We start from the raw sequence: 12721 nt of genomic DNA, 5'->3' as shown, positions 1-12721 counted from the left end.
AAAAAGATATGTCCACAACATGTGGGCATGAACCTATCTGAGCGAGAGCGTACCACTTTACGCGGGTGAGAACAATTAGTGTGGTCGAGATTCGCCAGTAGCTGAGAAATGTAGCGCGAGTTTTCGCCGATTATTCACCAAATTCTAACTGAAAATAGCCAGCCACACCGCTACTGAATGACAGGCGAATCCCCCCAATGTTCCCAGGTGGAAGAACTCGTGGAATCCCCACATACGCGGCCAAGGATTTGGCCATTTGAAAGTGTAAAAGACAGCCCCAACAGTGTAGGAAATGCCGCCAGCTAAGACGAGCCAAACAATGGCTGGTGACCCATTAGCCCAAAAATCAGGTAGGTACCATACGGCAATCCACCCTAACGCAATATAGAGCGGTACATATAGGAAACGCGGGGCATTGAGCCAAAAAATCCGTGATAGTGCGCCAAAGAACGCACTGCCCCACACGATGAGTAAAACGGTGAGTTGTTTTCGCGGACTGAGCAACATAACCGATAGCGGGGTATAAGTTCCCGCGATAAGGAAGAAGATATTGGAGTGGTCAATGCGTCGTAAAACTGCATCTGCTTTGGGGCTCCACGTACCAATATGGTAGATACCGGAGTTTGTGAATAAGAAAAACGATGCCAGCATAAAGACCAGACATGCAATCATCGCTCCGATATCGGGTGAAAAAATAGCAAGCAAAATACCGTTCGCTAGGGCTAAAGGTGCAGTTATAGCATGAATCCAGCCACGTAGGCGTGGCTTAAGTTCATCGTTTACAGCGATCTCATGGTTTGAGCACATAGACGCCCCCTCTCATAAGTAGGCTATACCCTTCAGGCATCTAGTGGCATATCAGCGTCTAAAATAACTTGACTCAATGACCGTGCATCACCATTGCAGGCGGGATACTATGAAGTAAGAAAAGACTTGCCTACAGTGAAAAGGAGGTGGCGGACGTATGATCGCAACAGAATTTTTGTACCGTATCTACGAACGGCGCCTATCGCGAGAAATTAAGCGCATCCAAATTCCTCATCATGTGGGCATTATTCTAGATGGAAATCGACGATGGGCAAAGGCGCTAGGCACCTCTGCAGCCCACGGGCATCGGCGCGGAGCAGACCACATCAGCGAAGTTATGGGATGGGCTCAAGAAGCAGGCGTTTCCATCGTCACGCTATGGATGCTGAGCACTGATAATTTGCAACGTTCGGCAAAAGAGATCCGCGAACTGCTAGCAATTATTGTCGGCGCAGTTGAGGAACTTGCTAAGAATCCAGCATGGCAAATCCGAGTTTTAGGGGACCTTGATTTACTTCCGGAAGAAGCAGCGCACGCTTTGCAAAATGCGGCACAAAAAACGGTCAACCACACTGGCATGATTGTTAATGTGGCAGTCGGATATGGTGGCCGGCAAGAAATCACCCAGGCTGTCCAAGATTATTTACGTGAGCAGGCCGCCTGCGGAGCAACACTAGAAGACGTTGCTCAATCAATCACTGTTGATGCGATTACCGATCATATTTACACTAAAGGACAGCCAGATCCGGATCTTATTATCCGCACCTCAGGCGAACAGCGCATGAGTGGTTTTATGTTGTGGCAAACGGTTCATACTGAGCTATATTTCTGTGAAACGTATTGGCCAGATTTTCGCCGGATTGATTTCTTGCGAGCCTTACGTGATTTCTCGCTTCGGGAACGTCGTAAAGGCAAATAAAAACGTTGCATTGATAAAAGGCAAAGTCGCAAACGCACATAAGCGAGTGCATAACCGCGCGCGCAAACGCGCATATAAGCGCATGCTTTTAGAAACCGCTATCGGGGGAGTATAAGTCAGTCGATTTAGCTAGTTCTTCACGAGTTGGCAAATGTGATCCGGGATGCCCCACGGTGATCCCGGCAGCTGCAGCCGCATAAGACCCAAGTGAGGCTAGGCCTTGCCGGGAGATCGAACGTAGCGCTTCGCCATCTTCATCGCCTAATACGCTCATGCGAGCAAGGCCATCAATGAGTGCTGCCATGAGTGAATCGCCAGCACCTACGGTATCGACTACCGGTACTTTGCTTGCCGGAACATGGATATCAGCCTCTGGAGTAATAAGATTAAGCCCTTCAGCTCTCCGGGTGATAACAACGAGTTGTGCACCACGTTCCAAGAAATACTGGGCGCTTTCTTCAAGCGTTGTTGGTCCGAGCATGGCATTCATATCGTCAAGTGAGGCTTTAACGACGTCGACAAAAGGCATGAGCTCATCAACTTCAGCAATGAGTTTTTCATGTGGCCCCATCAAGGACATACGAACATTTGGATCGTATGACACTGTGCAGTGGCCGTTGAACGATTCCAGCCATGAGCGCAACACAGTTGCTCCAGGTTCTAGGTGCGCTCCAATGGAGCCAATGTGAACTAATCGTGGCGCACTCTCAATGAGATCCATCGCAGGCGGTGGATAGTTTGATAGCAGATCAAACGTATAGGTGGCATTGCCGTGCTGATCGAGTTGGGCGTATGCCGTGGACGTTGGGTGAGAGTCAACCGAGCCAGGGTAGAGATTCACACCTGATTCATGCAGAAAATCGCTAATAAGCGTGCCGGCGTCGTCGTCACCAATGCGGGTGACGAGAGTGACCTCACGGTCGAGTCTGGCTAGTCCGACGGCAACATTGAGTGGCGAGCCACCAGGGTGTGTGGTGCGGGTATGCTCGCGCTCTACGTCGTCGATGAGCGATTCGCCAATCACTACGAATGACATGTTATTTCTCGCTTGTTTCGTCAGCTAGTGTTTCACGAGTGTGCTCTTGTGCTTGGGCGAGGCGCTCGCGGGCACCATTGAGCCACGTTTGGCAACGACGGGCAAGGGCTTCACCGAGTTCCCATAGTTCCAAGGCTTCTTCTAAGGGGATGTTGCCTTGTTCGAGGCGAGCCACAATATCAACAAGTTGGGTTCGTGCTTGTTCATAGGTGTACTCGCTTACTTGTGCATCGAGCTCTCGTGGATCACGTGAAGTCATCGGTCAGTCCTTTCTGACGCAGTGATTGTGGCACTTATTGTCCCGTCAATAAGTTGAGCATGGATCGTATCGCCAATGGTGACGTTGGTAGTTGAGGTTAGGACGCCGGATTCGGTACGTAGTACGGCGTATCCGCGTTGTAGTGTTGAAAGTGGAGAGAGTGTGCGCAGGCGCGCTAGATGGGTGTCAATGAGCGCACTATGTTTGGTTAGTATGCGGTCAGTGTTGTTTATCAACCATTGGCGCAATTGATGAAGGTCTTTTTCGCGCATATCGATGAGTGTTTGCGGTTGGGTGAGTGCGGGCCGGGAACGTTGGGTTTCTAGGTCAGTGTGTGCCTGAGTGAGCAGAGTATCGATGGCGATGCGTCCTCGACGTAGTGCTTCGCGTATGTTGGTTTGTTCTTCGACGACGTCAGGAACAATTTTTCGTGCCGCATCAGTGGGGGTTGAGCCGCGTAAGTCAGCGACGAAGTCAAGGAGGGGGTTATCGGTTTCGTGTCCGATTGCCGAGACGATGGGTGTGTTTGCTTTGGCTACTGCGCGTAATAATCGTTCGTCAGAGAAGGGGAGGAGATCTTCGACGGAGCCGCCGCCACGCGCTATGACGATGACATCAACGTGCGGGAGAGTATCGAGTTCTTCGAGGGCGGAGATTATTTCGTTGACTGCAGTTGGGCCTTGGACGACGACTTCGCATACCTCAAATTTTGCGCTTGCCCACCGTGCCCGGGCATTGACCTCAACGTCGTGGCGGGCTTTGGTATTGCGCCCGACTATCAGGCCGATGGAGTGCGGCAAGAAAGGGAGTGGTTTTTTACGGTTGGCGGCAAAGAGGCCTTCGGCTGCCAGTTTGTTTTTCAGAGCTTCGATGCGGGCGAGGATATCGCCGAGGCCAACGGCACGAATCTCATCGACATGCAGGGCGAGGGAACCGTTTCCTGTCCAAAAATCTGGTTTAGCCCAGACGATGACTCGTGATCCGGATTCGATTCCTTCTGGTAGGGCATGGCTAAATATCTTGCAGGTGATAGAAGATTTTTCTTCGAGGTCAGCTAGGGAGAAAAACTGGACTTTAGCACCCGGGCGGCGGGTGAGTGTGATGATTTCACCTTCTACCCATAGCCGAGACATTTTAGCGATATATTCGGCTATTTTTGCGTTCAGTAAACGTAATGGCCAAGGGTGATCAGGGGATGTTTCGCGCGCCATCTGTGGCAGGTTAGCCGGCACAGCAACGCCTTTGTTTGCTGCCATATCACGACCTACTCTCATCATGCGGCGGTAAGATTCTTACGTAATGAAGCTTCTATTTAGTTTACGTTGTGTGGCTGGTGAAATTTTGGGCGAAAGTCCCAGTGGGATGTGAACGGATGCGCATAGCGTGGCGAGCATTGCTTCCGGGGAGCTGTTAGTCTTGATGCGTGGTATCTCAAGATAATGTAGTTAGTACGCATACTGTTTCGCTTGCTGGAGCTTCGGCTTTTCCAGCTGATATACCGTCTGAACCCAATTCGGAGGGTAAGCGTATTTTGCTGGCGACTCCGCGTGGGTATTGTGCTGGCGTAGATCGTGCTGTAGATACCGTGGAAAAGGCGTTGGAGCTTTATGGCCCGCCAGTTTATGTGCGTAAAGAAATTGTTCATAACAAGTTTGTTGTTGAGACGTTGACGAAGCGTGGCGCTATTTTTGTGCACGATACTGATGATGTTCCAGTAGGCGCACGAGTTGTTTTTTCTGCGCATGGGGTTTCTCCTGAGGTTCATGAGGCGGCTCGGGTGCGTATGTTAGAAACCATTGATGCCACGTGTCCTTTGGTGACGAAGGTTCACAAGCAAGCTGTTCGGTTTGCTGATCAGGACTATGACATTTTGTTGATTGGGCATGTTGGCCATGAAGAAGTTGAGGGTACTCAAGGCGAGGCACCTGACCATATTCAAGTTGTGAATGGTCCAGAAGACGTAGCTCATGTCCAGGTGCGTGACCCGGATCGGGTTGTGTGGATTTCACAAACGACTCTCTCGGTTGATGAGACAATGAAGACGGTGGAGTTGTTACGTGAGCGTTTCCCGAACCTGATGAATCCGCCAAGTGACGATATTTGTTACGCTACGCAAAATCGCCAAGGTTCAGTGAAAAAGATGGCTCCTGATTGTGACGTGGTCATTGTGGTGGGTTCGGCGAACTCGTCAAATTCCGTGCGTTTGGTTGAGGTGGCGTTGGAAGCTGGTGCGGGTTCGGCGTATCGGGTTGATAAAGCAGACGAATTAGATCGTGACTGGCTGGTAGATGCCCGAACCATCGGCGTGACCTCAGGAGCATCGGTGCCAGAAATTCTGGTACGAGACGTGGTTGAACAACTAAAAACATGGGGATTTACTTCGGTAGAGCCAGTGTTCACAGTTCAAGAAGATGTTCATTTTTCGTTGCCGAAGAACTTGCGTGGTGATCTAAAAGCCACCGGGGCAGAAGTTGATCGACCACACAAAGTGCGAGAAAAGAATTCTGCGAAGCGATCGACAGCACGTAGCACAGGGCGATTAGCTTCCGAATAAACTAGGGCTGATGTTTTCATTCATCAGTATTTTCGTCAGAAATAGCCGAAGTTAATTCGGGCGCTGATAGTTTGCGAACATTAGCTTTTTCTGGATCAATAATGCTGCTATGGGTTTCTAAATCACTGAGGTTTTCGCCCAGGGCATCGAATGATCGATAGGTTACTAATACGCGTGACTCAAGCGAAGCCATTGCTTTGTTGTATGAGGTGACAGAAGAAGATAGATGTGAACCTAGCTTCGTTATATGGCGAACGAACACAGCAAGGCGATCAACTAACTCTCTGCCAGCATTGACAATATCGCGAGCCTGTTCACTGGCTTGAGCAGAACGCCAAATCGCGGCAACTGAGCGCAGTAATGCCAGTAAAGAGGCGGGCGAAGTCAAAATAATTCCATCAGCCAATGCGTAATCAAGAAGTTGTGGATCGCTCGCCAAAGCTTCAGACAGTAGTGCTTCGGAAGGTAAAAACATAATAGTTATTTGCGGAGATTGCGGAAAATCAGCTGGATAGTTACGTTTCTTTAGAGCATTGACATGTTGTTTAACTGCTTTCGCGTGTGCTTGAAGTAATTCTTTACGTTCACTGGCAGCACCAATATTTGTTTCCGAGATATCGTGAGCAGCAATATATGAGGCCATCGGAACTTTTGCATCAATAGCAATATGTGCGCCATTAGGAAGATGAACAGTGACATCCGGGCGCCCCGTGCCCTGGCCAGATTCGGAGAACTGCGAATTTGTGCGTTGTTCATCAAAATCAACGCGTTCTAGCATCCCGGCAACTTCAATGATTCTCCGCAGTTGTACTTCACCCCATGAACCGCGCACGGACGAGTTTCGCAATGCTGTATTGAGGGATTCGGCAGTCTGAGAAAGCTGAGCTGAAATCTTCGCATCAGCTTGAAGCTGAGTAGCGAGTGTGGAAAAGTGTTGAACGGTTTTATTTTCCAAAGCTCGCACATAAGAATCAACCGAACTGAGCTGTTGTGCAATAGGAGCCAGAGCTTCAACAGTAGAGTGCTGCTGAGCCAAGCGCTCTTGAAGATGCGCATTTTGCTGTTCTAATTGTTCGGCATGGCCACGAATAAGTAAGGCGTTTTCGCGTTCACGAGTAAGTTCCGCACGCACGGAATCTAGTCCGTTACGTTCGTGATTTGTTGCAACAAACCATCCAATAACGCCCCCACACCCAACTGCCAGAAGCATGAAAAACACAAATAAACCAAGATTGATAGTCATGCCTACATTCTAAAAGCTGCCTCCCACATACTTTGGGGAACACCTGGTGTTGCTCAATCGCCGTCGTCGAAAATCAAACAAAGCCCACAGTCAACAAAAGTGACGCAAACTCGTACGTGGACTAACATAGAAAACGTGGCTTTAACTATTGGAATTGCAGGACTGCCCAACGTCGGCAAGTCAACTTTGTTCAACGCACTTACCCGTGCAAACGTGCTGGCAGCGAACTATCCGTTCGCAACCATCGAACCAAACGTGGGTATCGTGCCCCTTCCAGATCCGCGGCTAAACCAGCTAGCGGAAATTTTCGGATCGCAAAAGATCCTCCCAGCAACCGTATCATTCGTTGATATTGCAGGAATTGTGCGTGGCGCATCCGAAGGTGAAGGCTTAGGAAACCAGTTCTTGGCAAACATTCGCGAAGCTGATGCTATTTGCCAAGTAACCCGTGCGTTCGCAGATCCAGACGTCACCCACGTCGATGGTCGCGTTGATCCCGCATCCGATATTGACACCATCACCACCGAGCTCGTGCTAGCAGATATTCAGACCCTGGAAAAGCAGCTGCCGCGGTTGCAGAAGGAATTGACCAATCGCAAGGTCGCCAAGGAAGTTGTTGAGACTGCCCAAGCTGCCCTGAAGATTCTCGAAGATGGCAAGACGCTTTACGCGGCTGGTGGAGACCTCGACCCTGAAATTTTGAAGACTTTCCATTTGATGACTAACAAGCCATTTATTTACGTCTTCAACACCGACGATGAGGGATTGGCTGATACTGATATGCAACAGCAGTTGCGCGATTTGGTTGCACCAGCCGAAGCGATCTTCCTCGACGCCAAGTTCGAAGCCGAACTTATTGAGCTCGATGAAGAAGAAGCCCGCGAAATGCTCGAATCCACTGGCCAAGATGAAGCCGGTTTGGACAAGCTCGCACGCGTCGGTTTTGACACCCTGGGACTGCAAACCTACCTGACTGCCGGACCGAAAGAAGCCCGTGCATGGACGATCCACAAGGGCTGGACCGCGCCACAAGCAGCCGGTGTGATCCACACCGATTTCGAACGCGGATTCATTAAGGCACAAGTTATTTCCTTTGAGGACCTTGTAGAATACGGCTCGATGCAAGAAGCTAAGGCCCACGGCAAGGTTCGTATGGAAGGCAAAGAATACGTAATGAATGACGGTGACGTTGTGGAGTTCATGTTTAACGTGTGACGGCTGATCTAGATCTTAGATAGACTGCGGGAGCCGATGGCTCCCGCAGTCTTTGTATAGAAACAAGCCACAAAATTAGTAACCATTGGATTTATAGGAAGCTAGCCGGTAGGCAATCTTGGCAATAGCGCAAACTGCGTCCATATACGTCGAGGTTTGCACTATTGCCCGCTTTTGCCAACGCCACAGAAAGAACCATCCGATGTCTGCCTTATTTTTACGCCCGCTTGGTCCTGATGATGAAATTCAGGCGCTTGAAGCAAACGCAGAGTTCGCTGGCAGCGGTTTTGATTTCTTACTGAAGCACGATGATGAGACGTGGGCTCAGTTTCTAGCTCGGATTGCCGATGAACATGCTGGAGTGAATCTTCCTCAAAACCGAGTCCCCGCAACATTTTTAGGTGCTTTTGCTGGGGAAACCCTTGTTGGGCGAGTGAGCATCCGTCATAAGCTTAATGACTATCTACTTCAGTACGGTGGCCATATCGGATACGGGGTGCGCCCAGAGTATCGGCGTCGCGGATATGCGACCGAGATTTTACGCCAGGCCGTTAGATATGTAAATAATTTAGGAATTGCCCCGGTGCCAGTTACATACGCACAAACCAATATTGGTTCCCGAAAAACGATCTATTCTTGCGCCGGAGTGCTAGAAAATATGGTGTCCGATTCGGGAGTTACTACTCTTAGGTATTAGATCTCCTGATATTGAAAAATCCCTGCCGTATTTTCCGAGTAAAGTTTGCTGTGTAGATTTTCCAGGAGGCAGTGGCTAAAGGAGTTGGCAGTGAATGATGTGAGTTTGGGGCAACCGTCATCAGGGCCGATGTTGCCCTGGCGGCCGATCCTCGTGTTCTTCGCTGCGATGTTGTTTCATTCGCTGTGGCTGATTGCCTTCCAATTATGGCTGGACGTGAGTCTTGATTACATTGCTTTTCCGCAGTTGGGTCCCACGCTAGGTTTGGCTACTACCTGGCTGTTGTATCGCAGCTGGCTAACACCGTTTTTACCGGTAGCGCCTACGAGCGTGGGGGAGTTTCGCCGGCGCTCGCGAATAGTTGTTGTGGCGTGCCTCGGGTATGTATTTGCTACCTGGGTGCTGGCGGAAATGTTACAGGCAGGTTCGTATCGTGCCCTGTTCACCGATTGGCATCTAGTTGGCTTTTTAACGGTGCAGTTTTTAGGCGCAGTGGTTGAAGAGATTGGCTGGCGCGGATTCTTGCAGCCGTTGTTTGTGAAACGCTTTGGGGCGATTTTGGGTGCCAGCCTGGTGGGTGTTATTTGGGCAGCATGGCATGGCGATCAACTGTTGGATCCGCTAGGTTTTATTGTTTTTGCGCTCACCTGCGTAGCGCTCTCGTTGGTTTTGGAGATGATGGTTGCTGGTTCGTGGTGGCAGCGGGGGTTGCTTGCAGCAGGGTTGCATTGGGCAGTAAATATTGCGCCCGTCGTCGTTATTAATGTCGACGACGACGCAGTCCCTAACCTTGTAACTGTGCTGGTTATCTTGATTCCGCAATGTGTGTTTGGTTTGGTTGCCTTTGTGATTCTTGTTAAACGCTATGGTTGGCCGCGATTGGGTAAACTGAAGAAATGAGAAGTTTTATGCGTTTATGGCCGGTACTAGCGGCGGTTAGTATTGTTTTTGCGGGCTGTTCAGTAGCTGGGGAGTCTGCCCCTGAATCTGCTCCAGCGGATCAACGTCAGAGTGAGGTTAAGGCGGATAGTGATCTGGCGTTGGCATCGGTTCGTACCAGTAATCTGGTAGATGAAGTGACTCGCGAGGAAGTTTTTGCGCAACTGCGTCAGGCGGGGATTAATCAGGAAGAACTTGATGATTTCGCGCGCCAAGTACAACGGTTTAACGGGAACGTGCCGACGTCGTCGTTAATCTCAGAAGGTTTCGTACCACTGAGCACAACGGAGAACATGGACGAACTTGGGATTATGCAAGCTGCCCAAGAAAAGGCCGCACCGTTAACGAATTGCCGGATTACCACGTTTACGCTGGGGCGGGAATTGGTGAGTATCGGCAAGACTGCCGGCGCTGATGATTCGCAACTGTTCTTTGATGCAGAATCTATCGATACTCCACCGGCGATGTTTACTGCCGGCGAGAGGGATGCGTTTATGGCCTTGTATGGGCGCGTGTCTACCGTGGCGGCGAAGGATTCGGCGCAGCATGCGAAGGATATTGCGTCATATTTCGTAGATCACCAGATTGTGTTTGCGTCGGGTAAGGCATCGATGGTGTCGGTGTTTATGCATGACAATATCGATCCAGAGAACTCGGCGATGTTTATTGGGCATGTGGGTTTGCTGGTGGAAAATGAACCAGGAAAGCTGTTGTTTGTGGAGAAGCTGGCCTTCGATCAACCGTATCGGGCGAGCTGGTTTGAATCGCGTGAGCAGTTGGTGACGTATCTTCGGTCAATGTATGACGATGGGCCGGATGTGGAGTATGGCCAGCCGGTGATTATGGAAAACGATCAGGTGTTGTGATGACATTAGGTGATGACATTAGGTTGAGTGTTCTAACCAAGTGGTATGAAACACTCAACTTGACCGTATGGAAATGGTAATGATACTGTAAAAACCATGTTGCGTAAGAGTTTAGAGATTATGAGCGGGTGTGCAGGCTAGAGAAGCCGCCATCCGCAGTCCTGCGCACCCCACCCCGGAACCGAACAGACAGGCCGGGGTTTTTTCATATCGACATTCGATGAATTAATCCATTACTACCGAAAAGGTATTTTTATGTCTACAACAACAGGAAGAGAAATCTGGTCGTCGCGCACAGTGTTTTTAGCTGCGGCGATTGGCTCGGCCATTGGCTTGGGAAATATATGGCGCTTTCCCTATATTGCGTATGAAAATGGTGGTGGGGCGTTCCTGATTCCTTACGTCGTTGCACTGGTTACGGGCGGCATTGCTATGTTGTTCTTTGATTATGCAATCGGGCATCGGTTCCGTGGCGCGCCACCGTTGGCATTCCGGCGGGTGTCCCGGCGGGCTGAAGTGCTCGGCTGGGTGCAGACCGCAGTAACGTATTTTATTGGCGTGTACTATATGGCGATTTTGGCGTGGGCTGCGTTCTACGCTTACTATTCCATGACCTTGGCGTGGGGTGATGACCCGGAGGCGTTCTTCATTAACGACTTCTTGCAAGTTGATAACACTCAAGTATTCGGTGGCGGATATTTACCGCATTTGACGATTGTTTTATCGCTGGTGTGGCTGGTGCTGTTATTTGTGATGGCACAAGGTGTTGAGCATGGTGTTGGTAAGGTTTCGAGGATCGCCGTGCCACTTTTGGTTGTTTTGTTCTTAGCCATCACGGTGCGGGCATTGTTCTTGCCAGGGGCAGCAGCCGGTTTAGACACGTTCTTTAGCCCAGATTGGTCGGCTTTGTTGAAACCGTCCGTATGGATGGCTGGCTATGGTCAGATCTTCTATTCGATCGCGGTTGGGTTTGGAATTATGCTTACCCAGGCATCGTATTTGAAGCGTCGTACAGATGTGACGACGACGGCGTGGACGGTTGCTTTTGCTAACTCATCTTTTGAGGTGCTTGCCGGTATTGGTGTGTTCTCAGTGTTGGGCTATATGGCAATGAATTCTGGTCAAGAAGTTGGTGACGTGGTTTCCTCTGGTATCGGAATGGCGTTTATTGCGTTCCCGAAGATCATCTCGTTGATGCCCGGTGGCCCAGTCTTTGGTGTTTTGTTCTTTGGTTCGTTGTTCTTAGCTGGTTTCACTTCGATGTTCTCAGTGATTGAAGTTCCTATTTCTTCTGGTATGGATAAGTTTGGCTGGAGCCGTCGTAAGTCGGTGATGATTGTTGGCGGTTCTGCTGCGGTTATCTCGGTGACGTTATTCTCCTCGGTTACGGGCTTGGCAACCTTAGATATCATGGATCGATTCGTTAACGTTTTCGGTATCGCGTTGATTGCGTTGGTTACTTTGCTGGTGGTCGGTTGGGGAATGCGTATGTTCCCGGTTCTTTCTCGCCACTTGGATGCGATTTCTACGATTCCGACGCGGGGTTGGTGGATCGGTACCGTTGGGGTGTTGACTCCGATGGTACTTGCAGTGACGATGATTGGTGATACTCGTGAATTGCTCACTCATCCGTATGGCGACTATTCAAGTATTCAGTTGCTGGTTTATGGCTGGGGATTGGCTGGCTTGATCTGGGTTTCGGCGCTTGTGATGAGTAAGTTGCCGTGGTCGAAAGATACGAAGCTGGAGGCTCCGGCTGAATACGATTTCGATGTTGAACGGCCGTATGGGCAACCGAATCCGGCTAGTGTTTACGCGCAAGAAGAGTACAAGGACGAGTTGATGGAAGGAGACCGGGCATGAGCGTTTCAGCAATCATTATGATGGTGGTCTATTTAGGAATCGTTGGTGGTGGTTTAGCAATCGGAGCATATTTGATGGCTACCCATCCAGATGAATCTTCTGGAAAGATTGGCACAATCGAAAACGACTAAGGCAATCGTACAAATCCTGGGGCGATTGAGCTTTTGCTTCATCACCCCAGGATTTTCTTATGGTGCTGACTTGTGGAAACGTGTAGTGAAGTTAAGGTATGACATACATGATCAGGTTGCGCAAGGGCGGCTCGGATTGTTTTGGTGGGCAGTAGGTGAGGGGGACTGGCGTTTATTCAGTGATAGCACTGG

Annotated in this window: 13 protein-coding genes; 8 read left to right on the top strand and 5 right to left on the bottom strand. The window is 50.0% G+C overall.

Annotated elements, in window-relative coordinates:
* Positions 1-144: 144 nt before the first annotated feature.
* Positions 145-807 (bottom strand): PAQR family membrane homeostasis protein TrhA, encoded by a 663-nt coding sequence (gene trhA, locus HC352_RS07670; protein WP_168918318.1) that lies wholly within the window; start codon positions 805-807, stop codon positions 145-147.
* Positions 808-964: 157 nt separating this feature from the next.
* On the opposite strand from trhA, the gene HC352_RS07665 reads away from it, so the two are divergent.
* Complete coding sequence (locus HC352_RS07665) at positions 965-1726, top strand: isoprenyl transferase (protein WP_168918317.1); 762 nt, start codon at positions 965-967, stop codon at positions 1724-1726.
* Between the two features lie 88 nt (positions 1727-1814).
* Here HC352_RS07665 and HC352_RS07660 read toward each other — a convergent pair whose 3' ends face one another.
* The 3 genes from HC352_RS07660 to xseA are packed head-to-tail and all read right to left on the bottom strand — an operon-like array spanning position 1815 to position 4277.
* Positions 1815-2762, bottom strand: a complete 948-nt coding sequence (locus HC352_RS07660) for a carbohydrate kinase family protein (RefSeq protein WP_168918316.1) — start codon at positions 2760-2762, stop codon at positions 1815-1817.
* A gap of 1 nt (position 2763) precedes the next feature.
* The gene (locus HC352_RS07655; protein ID WP_168918315.1) at positions 2764-3021 is read right to left on the bottom strand and encodes an exodeoxyribonuclease VII small subunit; all 258 of its coding nucleotides are present in this window, start codon (positions 3019-3021) and stop codon (positions 2764-2766) included.
* Entirely contained in the window at positions 3018-4277 is a 1260-nt protein-coding gene (xseA, locus tag HC352_RS07650; RefSeq protein WP_168918314.1) for an exodeoxyribonuclease VII large subunit, read from the bottom strand. Before xseA ends, HC352_RS07655 begins: the two co-directional genes overlap by 4 nt.
* 239 nt (positions 4278-4516) lie before the next feature.
* On the opposite strand from xseA, the gene HC352_RS07645 reads away from it, so the two are divergent.
* Positions 4517-5575 carry a 4-hydroxy-3-methylbut-2-enyl diphosphate reductase gene (locus HC352_RS07645; RefSeq protein ID WP_168918650.1) on the top strand — a complete coding sequence of 353 codons (1059 nt, stop codon included), beginning with the start codon at positions 4517-4519 and terminating at the stop codon, positions 5573-5575.
* Positions 5576-5591: 16 nt separating this feature from the next.
* Here the strand turns inward: HC352_RS07645 and HC352_RS07640 are convergent, their stop codons facing one another.
* Positions 5592-6818 carry a DNA recombination protein RmuC gene (locus HC352_RS07640; protein WP_168918313.1) on the bottom strand — a complete coding sequence of 409 codons (1227 nt, stop codon included), beginning with the start codon at positions 6816-6818 and terminating at the stop codon, positions 5592-5594.
* Positions 6819-6953: 135 nt separating this feature from the next.
* Here HC352_RS07640 and ychF point away from each other — a divergent pair, with 135 nt between their 5' ends.
* The 6 genes from ychF to HC352_RS07610 all read left to right on the top strand — a co-directional run bounded on the left by ychF (position 6954) and on the right by HC352_RS07610 (position 12529).
* Entirely contained in the window at positions 6954-8033 is a 1080-nt protein-coding gene (gene ychF, locus HC352_RS07635) for a redox-regulated ATPase YchF (protein ID WP_168918649.1), read from the top strand.
* A gap of 202 nt (positions 8034-8235) precedes the next feature.
* On the top strand, positions 8236-8730 hold the full coding sequence (locus HC352_RS07630) for a GNAT family N-acetyltransferase (protein WP_168918312.1): 495 nt from the start codon (positions 8236-8238) through the stop codon (positions 8728-8730).
* 90 nt (positions 8731-8820) lie between these two features.
* The gene (locus tag HC352_RS07625) at positions 8821-9630 is read left to right on the top strand and encodes a CPBP family intramembrane glutamic endopeptidase (protein ID WP_168918311.1); all 810 of its coding nucleotides are present in this window, start codon (positions 8821-8823) and stop codon (positions 9628-9630) included.
* Between the two features lie 8 nt (positions 9631-9638).
* Positions 9639-10535, top strand: a complete 897-nt coding sequence (locus tag HC352_RS07620; protein ID WP_168918310.1) for a DUF4300 family protein — start codon at positions 9639-9641, stop codon at positions 10533-10535.
* A gap of 255 nt (positions 10536-10790) precedes the next feature.
* The gene (locus HC352_RS07615; RefSeq protein ID WP_168918309.1) at positions 10791-12398 is read left to right on the top strand and encodes a sodium-dependent transporter; all 1608 of its coding nucleotides are present in this window, start codon (positions 10791-10793) and stop codon (positions 12396-12398) included.
* Positions 12395-12529, top strand: a complete 135-nt coding sequence (locus HC352_RS07610) for a methionine/alanine import family NSS transporter small subunit (protein WP_168918308.1) — start codon at positions 12395-12397, stop codon at positions 12527-12529. The genes HC352_RS07615 and HC352_RS07610 overlap by 4 nt, the downstream gene beginning before the upstream one ends.
* Positions 12530-12721 lie beyond the last annotated feature (192 nt).

The organism is Arcanobacterium buesumense (assembly GCF_012563545.1).
Classification (GTDB): Bacteria; Actinomycetota; Actinomycetes; order Actinomycetales; family Actinomycetaceae; genus Arcanobacterium; species Arcanobacterium buesumense.
This window is presented reverse-complemented; position numbering and strand designations above follow the sequence as displayed.

Bases quoted from the DNA above. Each gene is read 5' to 3' on its own strand.
- trhA (WP_168918318.1), bottom strand. From the start codon at position 807: ATGTGCTCAAACCATGAGATCGCTGTAAACGATGAACTTAAGCCACGC.
- HC352_RS07665 (WP_168918317.1), top strand. From the start codon at position 965: ATGATCGCAACAGAATTTTTGTACCGTATCTACGAACGGCGCCTATCG.
- HC352_RS07660 (WP_168918316.1), bottom strand. From the start codon at position 2,762: ATGTCATTCGTAGTGATTGGCGAATCGCTCATCGACGACGTAGAGCGC.
- HC352_RS07655 (WP_168918315.1), bottom strand. From the start codon at position 3,021: ATGACTTCACGTGATCCACGAGAGCTCGATGCACAAGTAAGCGAGTAC.
- xseA (WP_168918314.1), bottom strand. From the start codon at position 4,277: ATGGCAGCAAACAAAGGCGTTGCTGTGCCGGCTAACCTGCCACAGATG.
- HC352_RS07640 (WP_168918313.1), bottom strand. From the start codon at position 6,818: ATGACTATCAATCTTGGTTTATTTGTGTTTTTCATGCTTCTGGCAGTT.
- HC352_RS07630 (WP_168918312.1), top strand. From the start codon at position 8,236: ATGTCTGCCTTATTTTTACGCCCGCTTGGTCCTGATGATGAAATTCAG.
- HC352_RS07620 (WP_168918310.1), top strand. From the start codon at position 9,639: ATGCGTTTATGGCCGGTACTAGCGGCGGTTAGTATTGTTTTTGCGGGC.
- HC352_RS07615 (WP_168918309.1), top strand. From the start codon at position 10,791: ATGTCTACAACAACAGGAAGAGAAATCTGGTCGTCGCGCACAGTGTTT.
- HC352_RS07610 (WP_168918308.1), top strand. From the start codon at position 12,395: ATGAGCGTTTCAGCAATCATTATGATGGTGGTCTATTTAGGAATCGTT.